The organism is Streptomyces sp. NPDC050703 (assembly GCF_040654435.1).
Taxonomy (GTDB): domain Bacteria; phylum Actinomycetota; class Actinomycetes; order Streptomycetales; family Streptomycetaceae; genus Streptomyces.
This window is the reverse complement of the sequence record NZ_JBFAHX010000002.1, coordinates 178,867-195,401: the sequence shown is the minus strand read 5'-3', so window position 1 is coordinate 195,401 and position 16,535 is coordinate 178,867. Positions and strand designations below refer to the sequence as shown.

General features: G+C 70.4%; 14 protein-coding genes. 5 read left to right on the top strand and 9 right to left on the bottom strand.

Annotated elements, in window-relative coordinates; all coding sequences use genetic code 11:
• Positions 1 to 546, bottom strand: a complete 546-nt coding sequence (locus AB0I16_RS02500) for a glycosyltransferase (protein ID WP_363247435.1) — start codon at positions 544 to 546, stop codon at positions 1 to 3.
• 60 nt (positions 547 to 606) lie between these two features.
• On the opposite strand from AB0I16_RS02500, the gene AB0I16_RS02495 reads away from it, so the two are divergent.
• Positions 607 to 1,968, top strand: coding sequence for a type ISP restriction/modification enzyme (locus AB0I16_RS02495; protein ID WP_363247434.1), 1,362 nt, complete (start codon positions 607 to 609; stop codon positions 1,966 to 1,968).
• 970 nt (positions 1,969 to 2,938) lie between these two features.
• On the opposite strand, the gene AB0I16_RS02490 is transcribed toward AB0I16_RS02495, so the two are convergent.
• The 3 genes from AB0I16_RS02490 to AB0I16_RS02480 form a co-directional block, all read right to left on the bottom strand.
• Positions 2,939 to 4,309, bottom strand: a complete 1,371-nt coding sequence (locus tag AB0I16_RS02490; RefSeq protein ID WP_363247433.1) for a class I SAM-dependent RNA methyltransferase — start codon at positions 4,307 to 4,309, stop codon at positions 2,939 to 2,941.
• Positions 4,310 to 4,467: 158 nt separating this feature from the next.
• Positions 4,468 to 6,522 carry an APC family permease gene (locus tag AB0I16_RS02485; protein WP_363247432.1) on the bottom strand — a complete coding sequence of 685 codons (2,055 nt, stop codon included), beginning with the start codon at positions 6,520 to 6,522 and terminating at the stop codon, positions 4,468 to 4,470.
• Entirely contained in the window at positions 6,464 to 8,845 is a 2,382-nt protein-coding gene (locus tag AB0I16_RS02480; protein ID WP_363247431.1) for an MMPL family transporter, read from the bottom strand. The genes AB0I16_RS02485 and AB0I16_RS02480 overlap by 59 nt, the downstream gene beginning before the upstream one ends.
• 186 nt (positions 8,846 to 9,031) lie before the next feature.
• On the opposite strand from AB0I16_RS02480, the gene AB0I16_RS02475 reads away from it, so the two are divergent.
• The 4 genes from AB0I16_RS02475 (at position 9,032) to AB0I16_RS02460 (ending at position 11,138) form a co-directional block, all read left to right on the top strand.
• A complete protein-coding gene (locus AB0I16_RS02475) occupies positions 9,032 to 9,418 on the top strand; it encodes a winged helix-turn-helix domain-containing protein (protein WP_363247430.1) in 387 nt (128 codons plus the stop codon).
• Positions 9,418 to 9,657 (top strand): hypothetical protein, encoded by a 240-nt coding sequence (locus tag AB0I16_RS02470; RefSeq protein WP_363247428.1) that lies wholly within the window; start codon positions 9,418 to 9,420, stop codon positions 9,655 to 9,657. The genes AB0I16_RS02475 and AB0I16_RS02470 overlap by 1 nt, the downstream gene beginning before the upstream one ends.
• A 135-nt stretch (positions 9,658 to 9,792) precedes the next feature.
• Entirely contained in the window at positions 9,793 to 10,461 is a 669-nt protein-coding gene (locus AB0I16_RS02465) for a TrkA family potassium uptake protein (RefSeq protein WP_062770897.1), read from the top strand.
• Entirely contained in the window at positions 10,461 to 11,138 is a 678-nt protein-coding gene (locus tag AB0I16_RS02460; RefSeq protein WP_363247427.1) for a TrkA family potassium uptake protein, read from the top strand. Before AB0I16_RS02465 ends, AB0I16_RS02460 begins: the two co-directional genes overlap by 1 nt.
• Before the next feature lie 74 nt (positions 11,139 to 11,212).
• Here the strand turns inward: AB0I16_RS02460 and AB0I16_RS02455 are convergent, their stop codons facing one another.
• From AB0I16_RS02455 to AB0I16_RS02435, 5 genes are all read right to left on the bottom strand, one after another.
• On the bottom strand, positions 11,213 to 11,956 hold the full coding sequence (locus tag AB0I16_RS02455; RefSeq protein ID WP_363247426.1) for a DUF3159 domain-containing protein: 744 nt from the start codon (positions 11,954 to 11,956) through the stop codon (positions 11,213 to 11,215).
• 3 nt (positions 11,957 to 11,959) lie between these two features.
• Positions 11,960 to 12,358: an OB-fold nucleic acid binding domain-containing protein gene (locus AB0I16_RS02450; RefSeq protein ID WP_363247425.1), complete on the bottom strand. Its 399-nt coding sequence runs from the start codon at positions 12,356 to 12,358 to the stop codon at positions 11,960 to 11,962.
• A gap of 70 nt (positions 12,359 to 12,428) precedes the next feature.
• Positions 12,429 to 13,112 carry a response regulator gene (locus AB0I16_RS02445; protein ID WP_363247424.1) on the bottom strand — a complete coding sequence of 228 codons (684 nt, stop codon included), beginning with the start codon at positions 13,110 to 13,112 and terminating at the stop codon, positions 12,429 to 12,431.
• 32 nt (positions 13,113 to 13,144) lie between these two features.
• Positions 13,145 to 15,691, bottom strand: a complete 2,547-nt coding sequence (locus tag AB0I16_RS02440) for an ATP-binding protein (RefSeq protein WP_363247423.1) — start codon at positions 15,689 to 15,691, stop codon at positions 13,145 to 13,147.
• 156 nt (positions 15,692 to 15,847) lie between these two features.
• Positions 15,848 to 16,516, bottom strand: a complete 669-nt coding sequence (locus AB0I16_RS02435; RefSeq protein WP_363247566.1) for an ABC transporter ATP-binding protein — start codon at positions 16,514 to 16,516, stop codon at positions 15,848 to 15,850.
• Between the last annotated feature and the right edge of the window lie 19 nt (positions 16,517 to 16,535).

Genomic DNA, 16,535 nt, shown 5'->3' with positions numbered 1-16,535 from the left:
TCACCTTTCACCCGTCGTGCGCAGCAGTTCCACGGCGGCCCTGCCGGGGTCCTGCGCCGCGTCGTTCTCGTCCCGCAGGACCGTCGCCGTCTTCGCGTAGCCGGGGTCGGCGAGAACCTCCTCGACGGCCCGGCCCAGCTCTTCGCCGCCCGCCAGGGCCGTGGGCACGGGGACCAGCCGTCCGGCCCCCAGGGCTTCGAGCCGCCTGGCGTTGTCCGTCTGGTCCAGCACCGAGGGGCAGACCACCTGCGGCACGCCGTTCGCCAGCGCGGCCATCGTGGTGCCCGATCCGCCGTGGTGGACGATCAGGTCGCAGTGCCGTGCGGCCAGCCCGACGGGCAGCCACCGCACCGCTCGCGCGCGCTTCGCGAGGCCCTCGGGGACGGTCCCGGGGCGGGCGGCGACCACGACCTCGACGTCCGGGCCCGCCGTGGCGTCGAGCGTCTGCTCAAGGAGCCGGTGGGCCTCGGGGCCCTGCGACACGATCGTGCCCAGCGTGATCAGCACCCGCCGGGGCCGGTCCCTGTCCGTGAGCCAGGACGGCACCGCCGAGGGGCACCTGCCCCTCAGAGCGGCTGGGACACTTTCCCCGCCCTCACTGAGCTAATGCCTTGGTGCAAGCCTGGCATCAAGACCAACCGGAACTGGGTCATCAGTCCGTCCAAGACCATCCTGCAACGACGCTGGAACCGCCTCGTTCAAGAACGCGACCCCGCAGCGAAACAGGAACTGTTCAAAGAGACCCGAGACCGCACCCTGGACAAGGAAGCCCTCCAGATCCCGGGCCATCCCCACCCCCCGATCCACCTGCGCATCGAGCGAGGCCCCTGCCCCACTCCTATACGCATTGCCCGTAGAGCCCTGGATCGCCAATGGCTCATACCCGACGGCCGCGTCATCGACTTTGCCCGCCCCGAGCTGTGGCAAGCCGATATCGACTGCCAAATCTTCGTAGCCGAACAACACACCCAACGCCTGCAGACAGGTGCGGGACTGCTTTTCACGGCCCTGGTCCCCGACATGCACTACTTCAACGGAAACGGTGGCCGTGTCCTACCTCTCATGCACGCCGACCGAACCCCCAACATCACGCCAGGCCTCTTGCCCCATCTCGCGAACTCCTACGGCCTCCAGCAAGTCCTCCCCGAGGACTTGCTCGCCTATATCGCCGCTGTCACTGCCCACCCCGCCTTCACTGAGCGGTATGCGGATGACCTCAACTCCCTCGGAGCCCGTGTCCCCCTGACCTCCGATCGTGACCTCTGGCACGAGGCCATCAGCGTTGGGCGCCACGTCTTGTGGGCCTCAACGTTCGGCACACGCTGTATCGACCCCGACGACGGTCGCCCGGCAGGCACATGGAACTGGTGGCGACGCCTGCACCCCGAGATCACGTACGCCCGGGAGATCGCATCAGGCTGCCTCCCATCGGCCGTCAACTACGACGTCGAACACCAGCACCTTGATATCGAGGGCGGTATCTTCACCGGCGTCACCCCACGCATGCGTGACTACTCCACAGGCGGGCGCAACGTGCTCGACAGCTGGCTCGCCTACCGCAGTGATCGCAACGTCGGCAAAGTAACCAGCGAGCTCGACCGTGAGCGCCCCGAGCGCTGGGAACCCGACTGGAGCCGGGAACTCGTTGAAGTCCTTGCCGTACTCAGGCATCTCACAAACCTAGAACCGCAGCAGGCAGAGATCCTCAGCCGCATCGTCACCGGCCCCCTGATCGACGTCGCTGAACTCGTCCGTCGCCACGTCCTCCCGGTACCCGAGCGCGCACGGCACGCTCGCACCGGTCCGGACCATGCACTTCTGCCTGGCATGGACACAGTCGATGGCCAACTGCCAGGCCCCGTCGAGCCTTTGTCCCTGCCGAACGACTCCGCAAGTACCACGCCGCCCACAGCACACCCATCTACGCACCCCGTCCGGCGCGCCAGGCGGCGTCGCGGCCCTGCCTGACCGTTGGAGCCCAGCCGAAGAGGATGGTAGACGGGCCGCCCAGCACACCTCCTCCGAACAAGGGTCCCCGACGGCTGCCGCGATTTCCCTCGGAAGCAACGAGCGTTGTCTCCGGAGGGGACAGCACGCCCGGGAACCACAGGAGAACCATATGCAACAGGCCCTCAACGAGCGGCAGCAGGCTGTACTCGACTGGGTGGGCCAGGGGCGTCCCGACCGAGTCTGACCAGACAGCCCGTACGAGGCCAGCGCACATGCCCTGCAAAACCGAGGGCTCGTCAAGTCACCGAACGCGGCGTCCGCCCCGTGGTTCAGAACGCTGAACCGCCTCACCGACCCGGCCAAAAGTCGGCGCCTCCACGACCCAAGACAGGTCCGAAAACTCGTACGAGCTACGCGGACCACTCCTCGAAGGACCGGCCGCGAACAATGGCTGCCTCATCAAGCCCATCGAATCCGGCCCGCACGCAGTGAACTGGTCATGACGGGTCAACACCGCCCGCAAGTCCGACAAGATCCTCCAGACGCAGGGGCTCTACGGATACCGCACCCACCGTGGCTACGAAATCAAGCTCGTCGACATCCCCGCCTGGCGCCTCACCGAACTCACGCCGTCGTGACCGCCCTCAAAGAGCAGCCACAGCCCATGGGCCTGGGCCTGCCCCAATCCATCCGAGGTCGAGCTCATGCACGAAGCCCACGCCGCATACGCCCCTGCCTATCGCGTCAAGCACATCGAAAACAGGCAGGCGCCTGGCACCAGGCCAAGCGCCTGACCGAGTACGTCACGGCAGTACGCAACCACACGCCACACCACTGCCGCTCGGACAAGAAAGGACCGAGATCGAAGCATGGCTGGCGTTCCACGGGTTTTCACCAAGAGGCAGTGCAGAAGAAGCCTCGACAGGCCGCATCGACGGATCGCCACCTGCACGAACGCCTCATAGTGCACACCAGATGAAACCGGAGGTCAGCGCCCCTTGTCAGCAGGCTCCAGAATCGCCACACACTCCACATGATGCGTCATCGGAAACAGATCGAACGCCCGCAAAGTCCGCACCCGGTACCCGCCCTCCCGGAAGTACCCCAGGTCCCGGGCCAGGGCTGCCGGGTCGCAGGCCACGTAGGCGATGCGGCGGGCGCCGAGGGAGGACAGGTGGTGGACCGTCTGCTTGCCCGCGCCCGCGCGCGGGGGGTCCAGGACGATCAGGTCCGCTTCGGTGATGCCCGTGCGCGGGAGTACCGATTCGACCTTGCCCTGCTCGATGCGGACGCGGTCGAACGCGGCCAGGTTGTGGCGGGCGTCCTCCACCGCTCGCTTGCCGGACTCGATGCCGAGGACCGCGCCCTTGTCGCCGACGCGGTCGGCCAGCGCGCCCGCGAAGAGGCCGACGCCGCAGTAGAGGTCCAGGGCCGTGTCGCCCTTGCGGGGCGTGAGGCCCTGCATGACGGCGAGCATCAGTGTCTCCGCCGCCTTCGGGTGGACCTGCCAGAAGCCGCCGCTGCCCACGCGGTACGTGCGGCCGTCGGCGCGTTCGCGGACGAAGGGGCGGCCGTGGACGCGGTGCGTCCCGCCGTCCTTCTCACCGATCCGCATCACCGAGACCGGCTTGTCCAGCTCCACGATCGGCAGGCGCGCGCCCGGCTTCGGGGCCAGGATCACCTGGCGGTCCTGGGAGCCCGTCGCCGCGATCGCCTCGATCGACGCCATGCCCGACCAGTCCCGCTGCTCGATGCCCAGCTCGGAGACGCCCTCGGCCGCGATCATGCAGTGCTCGATCGGCTCGACCTCGTGCGAGCGGTGGCGGCGCAGGCCCGCGTTGCCGTCCTCGTCCACCGCGTACTGCACACGCGTACGCCAGGACGGTACCTCGCCGGGCGGCAGCTTGTCGCCCTCCGCCGGCATCACGGTGCCGTCCCAGCCGGCCTCCTCCGGGGTCAGCCCCGCGAGGCGCTGCAACTGCTCCGCGATGACCTCGCCCTTGAGGCGGCGCTGCGCGCCCGGCTTCGCGTGCTGCCAGTCGCAGCCGCCGCAGCGGCCGGGTCCTGCGTAGGGGCAGGGGGCCTCGACCCGGTCCTTGGAGGGGTCGAGCACGGTGACCGCGTCCGCGCGGAGGAAACGGGCCCCCTCCTCGCCCTCGGTCACGCGGGCGACGACCCGCTCCCCCGGCAGCGTGTGCCGTACGAAGAGGACCTGGCCCTCCTCGGTGCGGGCGATGCAGTGGCCGCCGTGCGCGACGGGGCCGACCTCCACCTCGTACTCCCGGCCGATCAGCGACGTGGCCGGAGGCCGCGCGTCCGCCGCGTTCCCCGCCTGCGATTTCTTCGGTTCTGCCTGCATGGCGGGTGGCTCCACAACGTCATAAGGGGTACGGCCGGACAACAGCCCACCAGTCTACGTGGGTGCCGCCCGGCCACTCGCCATAAGCCATGCCTAAGCCATGCCTAAGCAGTGTCGAAGCCGTGCCCGAAGCCCTGCCCCGAGCCCTGCCCGCGGCTTCAGCCCTTCCTGCTCGGCTCCTTCGTCCGCCTCGGCTTCTCCACCGGGCCGCGGCGCACCGCGCCCGGCGCGTTCCACTCCGAGCGCTTGCGGGCCCGCTTCTTCGCGGCCTCGGAGGAGTCGAGCTGGTAGGGGACGGACGTCACCATGACGCCGGGGGTGAACAGGAGGCGGCCCTTCAGGCGCAGCGCGCTCTGGTTGTGCAGCAGGTGTTCGTACCAGTGGCCCACCACGTACTCCGGGATGACCACGCTGACCACGTCGCGCGGGCTCTCGCGGCGCAGGTTCTTGACGTACTCGATGATCGGCCGGGTGATCTCGCGGTAGGGCGAGTCGAGGACCTTCAGGGGGACCGTGATGCCGCGCCGCTCCCACTCCTCCTTGAGGGCCTTGGTCTCCGCCGGGTCGACGTTGATGCTGAGCGCCTCAAGGGTGTTCGAGCGCATCAGCTTCGCGTACGCGAGGGCGCGCAGCGTCGGGCGGTGGATCTTGGAGACGAGGACGATCGAGTGGACCCGCGAGGGGCGCATGCTGTCGTCGTCGGGGGTCTCCGGGGCGGCGATCTCCTCGGCCACGCGGTCGTAGTGGCGGCGGATCGCGGTCATCGTCACGTAGAAGATGCACATGCCGAGCAGCGCGACCCAGGCGCCGTGCGTGAACTTGGTGACGAGTACGACGACCAGGACGAGGCCCGTGAAGAACGCGCCGAAGGTGTTGATCGCGCGGGAGCGGACCATGTGGCGGCGCTTGTTCGCGTCCTTCTCGCTCGCCAGGTGGCGGTTCCAGTGCCGGACCATGCCGATCTGGCTGAGGGTGAAGGAGACGAAGACGCCGACGATGTAGAGCTGGATGAGGCGGGTCGAGTCCGCGCCGTAGATGACGACGAGCAGGGCCGCGGCGCCGGCGAGGAGCACGATGCCGTTGGAGAACGCCAGGCGGTCGCCGCGGGTGTGCAGCTGGCGGGGCAGGTAGCGGTCCTGGGCGAGGATCGAGCCGAGCAGCGGGAAGCCGTTGTAGGCGGTGTTGGCCGCGAGGAAGAGCACCAGCGCGGTGGCCGCGGCGAGGATCATGAAGAGGATGCTGCCGTGGCCGAAGACCGCCTCGGCGACCTGGGAGATCACCGGGTTCTGCACGTAGTCGGCGCCGACCGGCACGCCGTTGTGGAAGAGGTCCTTGCCCGGGTACTCCGCCATGCGGACCTTGGTCGTCATGGCCAGCGCGATGATGCCGCAGAACATGGTGACGGCGAGGGCGCCCATCAGCGTCAGGGTGCTCGCCGCGTTCTTGCTCTTCGGCTTGCGGAAGGCCGGGACGCCGTTGCTGATCGCCTCGACGCCGGTGAGCGCCGCGCAGCCGGAGGAGAAGGCGCGCAGCAGCAGGAAGACCAGCGCGAAGCCCGCGAGGCCCTGGTGCTCGGGCTTGATCTCGTAGTCGGCGGTGGGCGCCCGCATGGTGTCGTCGAGGACGAGGCCCCGGAAGGCGCCCCACGCGATCATGAGGAAGACGCCGGCGACGAACACGTAGGTCGGGATGGCGAAGAGCTTGCCCGACTCCTTCACGCCGCGCAGGTTCATCACGGTGAGGAGCAGGATCACGGCCACGGCGCAGAGCACCTTGTGCTCCACCACGAAGGGGATCGCCGAGCCGAGGTTCTCGATGCCGGAGGAGATGGAGACGGCGACGGTCAGGACGTAGTCGACGAGCAGGGCGCTGGCGACGGTGAGTCCGGCCTTGGGGCCGAGGTTGGTGGTGGCGACCTCGTAGTCGCCACCACCGCTCGGGTAGGCGTGCACGTTCTGTCTGTACGACGCGACGACGGTGAACATCAGGACGACGACCGCGACGGCGATCCACGGGCTGAAGTGGTACGCCGAGACACCCGCGATGGAGAGGACGAGGAGGACCTCTCCCGGCGCGTACGCCACGGAGGAGAGCGGGTCGGATGCGAAGACGGGGAGTGCGATGCGCTTCGGCAGGAGCGTTTCTCCGAGCCGGTCACTGCGCAGTGCGCGCCCGATGAGGATCCGTTTGGGCACGTCGGTCAGTTTGGACACGCAGAGGATCGTAAGCGGTCGTGCCCGTGGCCGCCCACCCACCACCCCCATCTGCTCGGGATATCCGCTCCGTGCGATCCTGCCCCGCCGCCACGGCGTGGTGTCCCGCGGCCTCGGGGGCCGCGTACGGCCGGGACGCGAGGCGTTCCTCGGCGCGGCGGACCGCGCCGGAGGGCCACCACGTGGCGCGGCCGAGCAGCAGCAGCGCGGAGGGCAGGATCATGACGCGGATCACGAAGGCGTCGAGCAGGACGGCCGCCGCGAGGACGAAGCCCATCTGCTTCATCTCCAGGATGTGCAGCATCACGAAGCTCGCGAAGACGGTGACCATGACGATCGCGGCGCTGGTGACGACCTTGGCGGAGGACGCGATGCCGTCGAGGACCGCCTGCCGGGTGGGCACGCCGTCCAGGGCGGCCTCGCGGATGCGGCTGACCACGAAGACCTGGTAGTCCATCGAGAGCCCGAAGAGGATCACGAGGAGGAACAGCGGTACGCGGGAGGAGATCCCGCCGAGGGAGACGAACGAGAGCAGTTCCTCGGCCCAGTCGCCCTGGAAGACGAGGACGAGCAGCCCGAGCGCGGAGGCGGCGGACAGCAGGTTGAGCCCGACGCCGAGCAGTCCGAGGACGACCGAGCGGAACGCGTACACCGTCATGGCGAACGTCATGAGGAGCAGGAAGCCGAGGACCAGCGGCAGCTTCTGGTTCTGGTGCTCGACGTAGTCGGTGCCGCGCGGCACCTCGCCGGTGACGGCGGTCTCGACGTCGCCGGGCAGCTTGCCGACGGTCGCGGGCAGGTGGTCGTCCCTGAGGTGGGCGAGGGAGGCGGTGGCCTTGTCGGAGTACGTCGGGTGCGGCGCGTTGAGCTCCAGTGTCGTGGTCCTCAGGTCCTCCGAGGAGCGGAGGAGCGGGCGTCCCGGGGCGTGGTCGGAGAACAGCGGGTCCGCCTGCGCCCTGCGGTCGAGCGCGCGCAGGGCCGCCTTCACCTCGCCGGCCCGCGAGGCATCGGCGCGCACCACGACCTGGTGGCGTATGCGCTGCTCGGGGAAGGCTTCGAGCAGCCGGTCGTACCCCCGCATCGCGGGGATGTCGCGCGAGAAGCTGTCGCGGGCGGGGTCCTTGAGCTTCATGTCGAGCGCGGGCACCGCGAGGCCGAGCAGGACGAGGACCGACAGGCCGAGCGTGAGCGCGGGCCGCTTGCGCGCGGGCGTGAGCAGCGCGTTCCAGATCCGCCCCGGCTTCTCCCCCGCGTACGGGCGCGCCGTCCTGCCGTCCCTCAGCCGCTTCGCGGCGCGGCGCTCGGTGCGCCTGCCGAGCTTGACCAGCAGCGCGGGCAGCACGGTCACGGAGCTGACCACGGCCACGGCGACGACCAGGATGGTGCCGGTGGCGAGGGAGTCGAAGATGACGTCGCCGGCCAGGTAGAGCGCGGCGGTGGAGACCATCACGGCGAGTCCGGAGACGACGATGGCGCGGCCCGCCGTCGCCGCGGCGGCCTCGACGAGCCCCTCGGAGGTGAGGCTTCCGCCCGCGCGGGCCCGCTCCTCGCGTTCGCGCTTGAGGTAGAAGAGGGTGTAGTCGACGCCGACGGCCATGCCGATGAGCAGGATCATGTTCATCCCGACCCCGGTGTCGGGCAGCAGGTGCGAGGCCAGCATCGCCAGGCCCATGGTCGCCATGATCGAGGTGACGGCGAGCAGCAGCGGTACGCCGACCATGACCACCGAGCCGAAGACCACGGCGAGCGTGACGAGCGTGATGGGCAGGGTGATCGCCTCGGAGAAGGCGAGGTCCTCGCCGCGCTGGTCGTTGACGCCCTTGCTGACGGAGCCCGAGCCGGTCTCCTCGATGACGAGCCCCGGATGGGCCTTCCTGACCTGCTCGGTGACGTCCCGCAGCGGGATGACGTTCTTCTTGGCGTCCTGGTCGGGGCCGTGCAGCTCGACCTGGACGCGCAGGACCCGCCCGTCGGCCGAGCGCACGGGCGCCCCCACGGACGCGACCTCGGGCAGGGCCCGCATCCGCGCGGTGAGGTCCTCGACCGCGGCGTCGGCCGCGGCCCCTCGCGGCCTCGCCGACTCCGTGCGGGCGCGGATCAGCACCTGCTCGGTGGGCCGCAGCTGGACGCCGCCCTCGGCCGCCAGGGCCTCGGCGCGGCCCGCCTCCCCCACCCGGTAGTCCTCCGTGGTGGCGCTGTTCATCCCCGCGGCGATCCCGCCGCCGAGGCACAGCACCACGAAGACGAGCCAGCCGATGACCGCCCGCCACGGGTGCAGCGCGCTCCATCTGGCCACGCGCACCGTGACCGATCGCTTCCTCATGTCCCGCCCCTCCGCCGCGTCCCACACCTGTTTCATCTGTAAGTCCGAACTGACATGTAAGTGGACACTGACAGGTGAAGGTTCACGACGTCAACCGTCACCGAGGAGGATTGACAGCCGTTCCCGTCATGCGTAAGTGTTGGCTGACAGGTTTCGGGACCAGCGCGATCAGCACGAAGGCGGACCATGGACAGCGAGGAGCTTCTGGCCTTCCTCGCCGCGGTCGGCCATGCCCAGCGCATCCGGATCATCAGCGAGCTCGCCTCCGGCCAGCTGTACGTCAGCGAGCTGGCCCGGCGCCTCGGGGTGTCCCGCCCCCTGCTCTACATGCACCTGGAGCGCATGGAGAAGGCCGGCCTCGTCGTCGGCCGCCTGGAGCTCTCCGACGACGGCAAGGCGCTCAAGTACTTCGAACTCGCGCCGTTCGACGTGCGGTTGACCGTCGATACGATCACCGCTGCCGCCCGTAAGACCCCGTCGAGGGAGACGGACGAGGCCGCGGGGACGGAAGAGACGCGCGAGGCCGGCCGGACGGGCGACGACGAACAGCACTCAGCAAAGGGGACGCCCTAGTGGACGACGTGATCATTCCCGTCGCATTTTTCCTGATACTCGCCGGTGCCATCGTCGCCGTCGCCTACTTCCAGACGCAGCGCAACCGCGAGCGCGACCGGCAGTACGCCGAGGCCATGCACGAGTACCGCCAGGTCGTCGAACGTGCCAGGTCGGAGCAGGAGGCGACCCGTCTCCAGCTGGTCGAGCTCAGCCACCGGCTGCAGAACGTCGAGGGCCTGCTGCGCAGCGTGGACTGAGCCCCTTCCGCCCCTCGCGGCAGACGCACGGGGGTGCCGTCCGCGGACCGCGCGTGTGTAGCTTGGGCTCCGGTCTGAGACGCTATTCACCGTTCAGCCCGAGCACAGAGTATTGACACAGCCGGAAGGACGGTCGTGCACATCGTCATCATGGGCTGCGGGAGAGTCGGTTCCGCTCTCGCGCAGACCCTGGAACAACAGGGGCATACGGTCGCCGTGGTCGACCAGGACCCCACGGCCTTCCGCCGTCTGGGCTCCGGCTTCGGCGGACGCCGCGTCACCGGCGTCGGCTTCGACCAGGACACCCTGCGCGAGGCCGGCATCGAGGAGGCGGGCGCCTTCGCCGCCGTCAGCAGCGGCGACAACTCGAACATCATCGCCGCGCGCGTCGCCCGCGAGATGTTCGGCATCGAGAACGTCGCGGCCCGGATCTATGACCCGCGCCGCGCCGAGGTCTACCAGCGCCTCGGCATCCCCACGGTCGCCACGGTCCGCTGGACCGCCGACCAGATGCTGCGCAGGCTGCTCCCCTCCGGGGCCGAGCCGCTCTGGCGCGACCCCACCGGCGGTGTGCAGCTCGCCGAGGTGCACACGTCCCCGTCCTGGATCGGGCAGAAGATCAGCCGGCTCCAGGAGGACACCGGCGTACGCGTGGCCTTCCTCACCCGGCTGGGCGAGGCGGTCCTGCCCACCTCGCAGACGGTCCTGCAGGAGGGTGACCTGGTGCACGTGATGATGCGGACCGACCAGGTCGACAAGGTCGAGGCGGCGTTCGCCGAAGGCCCCGAGGAGGGCGGTCACTGATGAGGGTCGCCATTGCCGGAGCCGGCGCGGTGGGCCGCTCCATCGCCGGTGAGCTCCTGGAGAACGGCCACGAGGTCCTTCTCATCGACAAGGCGCCGACGGCCATCTCCGTCGAGCGCGTCCCGCAGGCCGAGTGGCTGCTCGCCGACGCCTGCGAGATCACCTCTCTCGACGAGGCCGCGCTCCAGCGCTGCAACGTGGTGATCGCCGCGACCGGCGACGACAAGGTCAACCTCGTCGTCTCCCTGCTCGCGAAGACCGAGTACGGCGTCCCGCGGGTCGTCGCCCGCGTGAACAACCCCAAGAACGAGTGGCTCTTCAACGAGTCCTGGGGCGTCGACGTCGCGGTCTCCACGCCGCGTCTGATGTCCGCGCTCGTGGAGGAGGCCGTCAGCGTCGGCGACCTCGTCCGGCTGCTCCGCTTCAGCCACGGCGACGCGAACCTCGTCGAGCTGACGCTGCCGCCCGAGTCGGCCCTCGCGGGCACGCAGGTCGGCGACGTGCAGTGGCCCGAGGACACCTCGCTCGTGACGATCATCCGCGGTACGCGCGTCCTCGCGCCGACCGCGGACGATTCCCTGGAGGCGGGCGACGAGCTGCTCTTCGTCGCGGCCCAGGCCCGCGAGGAGCAGCTGGAGGACCTGCTGTCCGTGCGCCGCGAGGACGCGGCGGGCTAGGCGCCCCGGCTCGTACGTGGATGGGGGGCGCCCGGTGGTCACCGGGCGCCCCCCATCTACGTACGGACGAGGAATCAGGTTTCGCGGCGCTCCCGCTCGCGCTCCGCCCTGCGCTCCTCCTCCGCCTTCTCGGCGGCCTCCATCTCGGCGAAGACGTCGATCGGCGGCGGGGCCTTCGCCAGGAAGACCCAGGTGAGGTAGACGGCGAGCAGGAACGGCGGGATCTTCAGGGCGACGAGGACCCAGCCGAACTGCGTCGTGTCGCCCCACCAGTACAGCGGGAAGAGGATCGCGCACTTGGCGAGCAGGATGAGGCCCCAGGCATAGCTGGCCTTCGCGTACGCCTTCTTGCGGCCGGGGTTGCGGGTGCGCCAGGAGAGGTTCTCCTTGAAGACCGGGCCGAGGATGAGGCCGATCAGGGGGACGCCCGCGAGGGTCGTGATGAGGTAGGCCAGGGCGAGGCCCAGGGTGTAGAGCATGCCCGGCAGGTAGAAGTCCTTGGCGTTGCCGGTCATCATCGCGAAGACCACGCCGAAGGCGACCCCGAAGACGCCGCTGAAGGCGTGCTTGACGGTGTCCTTCATGACCAGGCGGACCACGACGAGCACCAGGGACACCGCGAGGGCCGCGATGGCCGACATGTGCAGGTCCTTGTTGACCGTGAAGATGGTGACGAAGAGCAGGCCGGGGACGACCGTCTCCACCATGCCCCGCACGCCGCCGAAGGCCTCGAAGAGCGCTGCTTCGGTCACGGCCCTGTGGCCCGCGTCCCGTTGGCCGTTCTCCTGGTCCTTCGGCTTGTCGTCGAGGGACGTCACCGGCTACTCCCGTCCGAGCGGTCTGAGTTCGTACTTGGGGTTGAACAGCACCCGGCGGCCCCGGCTCATCGAGATCCGGCCCGACGCGATCAGTCTGCGCCCCGGCTCGATCCCCACGATGGAGCGCCTGCCGAGCCACACCACGTCCAGCGCCGCCGAGCCGTCGAACAGCTCGGCCTCCAGCGCGGGGACCCCGGCGCGCGGCCGCAGGGTGACCGTGCGCAAGGTACCAGTAACGGTGACTATCTGGCGGTCGTGACAGTCGCCGATGCGCACACAGCCCGCGGTCTCGGCGTCCTCCCGCAGCTCCTCCGACTCCAGGTCCTCCTGCGAGGAGGACAGCCGGTCGAGCATGCGCCGGAAACGGCCTGCCGGCTTTTCGGAACCTGGGGCAGCACTCATACAGAAAGCGTACCGGGGGGTGCCGACACCGGGGGAAGCGGTGCGCTCATCTGTGCTCATGCCCGCTCGGTCACCTCTCGAACCGGTACCCCATCCCCGGTTCGGTGATGAAGTGGCGCGGGTGCGCGGGGTCGGCCTCCAGCTTGCGCCGGAGCTGCGCCATGTAGACGCGGAGGTAGTTGGTCTCCGTGCCGTACGAGGGTCCCCACACCTCCTGGAGCAGCTGCTTCTGGCTGACCAGGCGGCCGGTGTTGCGCACCAGGACCTCCAGGAGGTGCCACTCCGTGGGGGTCAGGCGGACGTCACGGCCGTTCCTGTTCACCTTCTTGGCGGCCAGGTCGACGGAGAAGTCCTCGGTGTCCACGAGCACGTCGTCCTCGCCGGGACCGGTGGGCTCGGCCCTGCGGACGGCGGCGCGGAGCCGGGCCAGCAGCTCGTCCATGCCGAACGGCTTGGTCACGTAGTCGTCGGCGCCCGCGTCCAGCGCCTCGACCTTCTCGTCGGAGCTGTGCCGCGCGGAGAGGACCAGGATCGGCACCCGGGTCCAGCCGCGCAGGCCCCTGATGACCTCGACGCCGTCCATGTCGGGCAGACCGAGGTCGAGCACGACCACGTCGGGGTGGCGGGCGGCGGCCACCTGGAGCGCCGTCGCGCCGTCGGGGGCCGAGTCCACCTCGTACTTGCGCGCCTTCAGGTTGATCACGAGCGCGCGGACGATCTGCGGCTCGTCGTCGACCACGAGCACCCGGGTCATGCCGGCCTGCCTTTCGTGCTTCTGGTTCGGGGTCACGAGGTGACCCGCGCGGAGAGATCGGGGCGGGCGGGTGGCCGGCCGGCCGCCGCCCGCAGCGTAAGGACCATGGTCAGGCCGCCGCCGGGGGTGTCCTCGGCGGTGAGGGTGCCGCCCATGGCCTCGGCGAAGCCGCGGGCGACGGCCAGGCCGAGGCCCACGCCGGAGCCGCGCGGGGCGTCACCATAGCGCTGGAAGGGGGCGAAGATGCGGTCCTTGGCGGCGTCGGGTACCCCGGGGCCGCGGTCCACCACGCGGACCTCCACGCGCTCGCCGAGGGCGCTCGCGGAGACCTTGACGGGCTGCCCCGCGGGGGCGTACTTGACGGCGTTCTCGACGACGTTGGCCACCGCCCGCTCCAGGAGGCCCTTGTCGACGGCCACCATCGGCAGCGTCTCGGGGACGTCCAGCTCGGCGCTGCCGTCGGGGACGCCGCCGAGCGCCATGGGGACGACCTCGTCGAGGTCGATCTCCCTGATCAGCGGGGTCACGGTGCCGGTCTGCAGGCGTGACATGTCGAGCAGGTTGCCCACCAGGTGCTCCAGCCGGTCGGCGCCGTCCTCGATGCCCGCGAGCAGCTCGGCCTCGTCCTCGTCGGACCACTCGACGTCGTCGGAGCGGAGCGAGGACACGGCCGCCTTGATGCCCGCGAGAGGCGTACGCAGATCGTGGCTGACGGCGGCGAGCAGCGCGGTGCGGATGCGGTTGCCCTCGGCGAGCGCGCGGGCCCTGTCGGCCTCGGACTGCAGGCGCTGGCGGTCCAGGACGACGGCCGCCTGCGCGGCGAACGCGGCGAGGACGCGGCGGTCGGCCGCGGGCAGGACCCGTCCGGTCAGGGCGAGCGCCATGTGGTCGCCGACCGGCACGTCCACGTCGGCGTCCTCGGGGCGCGCCGAGGGACGGCCCTCGCCCGCGCTGCCCGCGCAGGTCCAGGGGTCGGTGTCGCCCGCCCGCTCCAGGAGGGCCACCGAGTCCATGGCGAACGTCTCGCGGACCCGGTCGAGGAGGGCGTCCAGGCTGGTCTCGCCGCGCAGGACGCTGCCCGCGAGGAAGGACAGTATCTCCGACTCCGCGCGCAGTCTGGCCGCCTGGTGGGTGCGCCGGGCGGCCAGGTCCACGACGGAGGCGACCGAGACGGCGACGCCCACGAAGACGGCGATGGCGACGATGTTCTTGTTGTTGGAGACCGTCCACAGGTGCAGGGGCGGCGTGAAGTAGTAGTTGAGGAGCAGCGAGCCGGAGGCCGCCGCCGCCAGCGCCGGGAGCAGCCCGCCGAGCAGTGCGGCAGCCACCGTCAGCGTCAGGAAGAGCAGCATGTCGTTGGCGAGGCCGAGGTCGGCGTCGACATGGGTGAGCAGCACCGTCAGGAGCACCGGTCCCGCGGTGCCGACCAGCCAGCCCCAGATGATCCGGGCCCTGCCGAGGCGCGCGCCGCGGGCGACGGGCAGGCCGCGGCCCTTGGCGACCTCGCCGTGCGTGACGATGTGCACGTCGAGGTCGGGCCCGGACTCGCGGGCGACGGTCGCGCCGACGCCGGGCCCGAAGACGTACTGCCAGGTCTTGCGGCGCGAGGAGCCGAGGACGATCTGGGTGGCGTTGACGCCGCGGGCGAAGTCGAGCAGCGCGGCCGGTATGTCGTCGCCGATGACGTGGTGGAAGGTGCCGCCCAGGTCCTCGACCAGGGTGCGCTGGACGGTGAGTTCCTTGGGCGAGGCGGCCGTCAGACCGTCGCTGCGGGCTATGTAGACGGCGAGGATCTCGCTGCCCGAGCCCTTGGCGGCCATGCGGGACGCGCGCCTGATCAGCGTGCGGCCCTCGGGGCCGCCGGTCAGCCCGACGACGATGCGCTCGCGGGCCTGCCAGGTGGAGCGGATGTTGTGCTCGCCCCGGTACTGCTGGAGGTACTCGTCGACGCGGTCGGCGACCCAGAGCAGCGCCAGCTCGCGCAGAGCCGTCAGGTTGCCGGGCCTGAAGTAGTTCGAGAGGGAGGCGTCGATCCGGTCGGGCTTGTAGATGTTGCCGTGCGCCATGCGGCGGCGCAGCGCCTGGGGCGACATGTCGACCAGCTCGATCTGGTCGGCGCGGCGCACCACCTCGTCCGGCACGGTCTCGCGCTGGCGCACCCCGGTGATCGACTCGACGACGTCGCCGAGCGACTCCAGATGCTGGATGTTGACGGTGGACACGACGTCGATGCCGGCGGCGAGCAGTTCCTCCACGTCCTGCCAGCGCTTGGCGTTGCGCGAGCCGGGGACGTTGGTGTGGGCGAGCTCGTCGACCAGGGCGACGGCGGGGGCGCGCGCCAGGACGGCGTCGACGTCCATCTCGGTGAAGGTGGTGCCGCGGTGCTCCAGGCGGTCGCGGGGGACCTCCTCCAGGCCGTGCAGCATGACCTCGGTGCGCGGCCGGTCGTGGTGCTCCACGAAGCCGACCACGCAGTCGGTGCCCCGCTCCACGCGGCGGTGCGCCTCGGAGAGCATGGCGTACGTCTTGCCGACGCCCGGTGCCGCGCCGAGGTATATCCGAAGCTTGCCGCGTGCCATGGCCTCATTGTCTTCCTGGAACCGCTGTGTACGCAGAGCCGACCCTACGGCCACCGATCCCGACATTGCGGACGTGGGGCCGCCGGGGGGCGACCCTTGACACAACCCTGATACGCCCGGCGCCCGCCGCGCGCGGTGACGCGTCGGCGGGGCGGCTCAGTGCTGGACGACCGTGCCGTCACGCAGTTCGAGGACCCGGTCGGCGAGGTCGAGCAGGGCCGCGTCGTGCGTGGCGACCAGGGCCGTGACGCCCTGGCTGCGCACGACCGCGCGCAGCAGCTCCATCACGGCGTGGCCGGTCTCGGCGTCGAGCTGCCCGGTGGGTTCGTCGGCGATGAGCAGGGCGGGTTCGTTGGCGAGGGCCCGTGCGATGGCGACGCGCTGCTGCTGTCCCCCGGAGAGTTCGCCCGGCCGCTGGGCGGCGTGGTCCGCGAGGCCGACGAGGGCGAGCAGCCGGGCGACGCGTTCCTCACGCGCGCGTGGGTCGGTCCTGCGCAGCCGCAGGGGGACGCCGACGTTCTCGGCCGCGGTGAGGACGGGGATGAGGCCGAAGGACTGGAACACGAACCCCAAACGGTCCCTGCGCAGTTCCAGGAGGCCGCTCTCCCCCAGACCCGCCAGCTCCACGCCGTCGACGGCGACCGTCCCCCGGTCCGGGGTGTCGAGCCCGCCGACCAGGTTCAGCAGCGTCGTCTTGCCGGAGCCCGAGCGGCCCTTGAGGGCGACGAGTTCGCCGCGCGGCACCGTGAGGGAGACGCCGCGCAGCGCGTGCACGGCGGCGGCACCGCTGCCGTGGGTCCGGTGGAGATCCTCGACGACGACCATGGCCTCTGCCACCCGCACC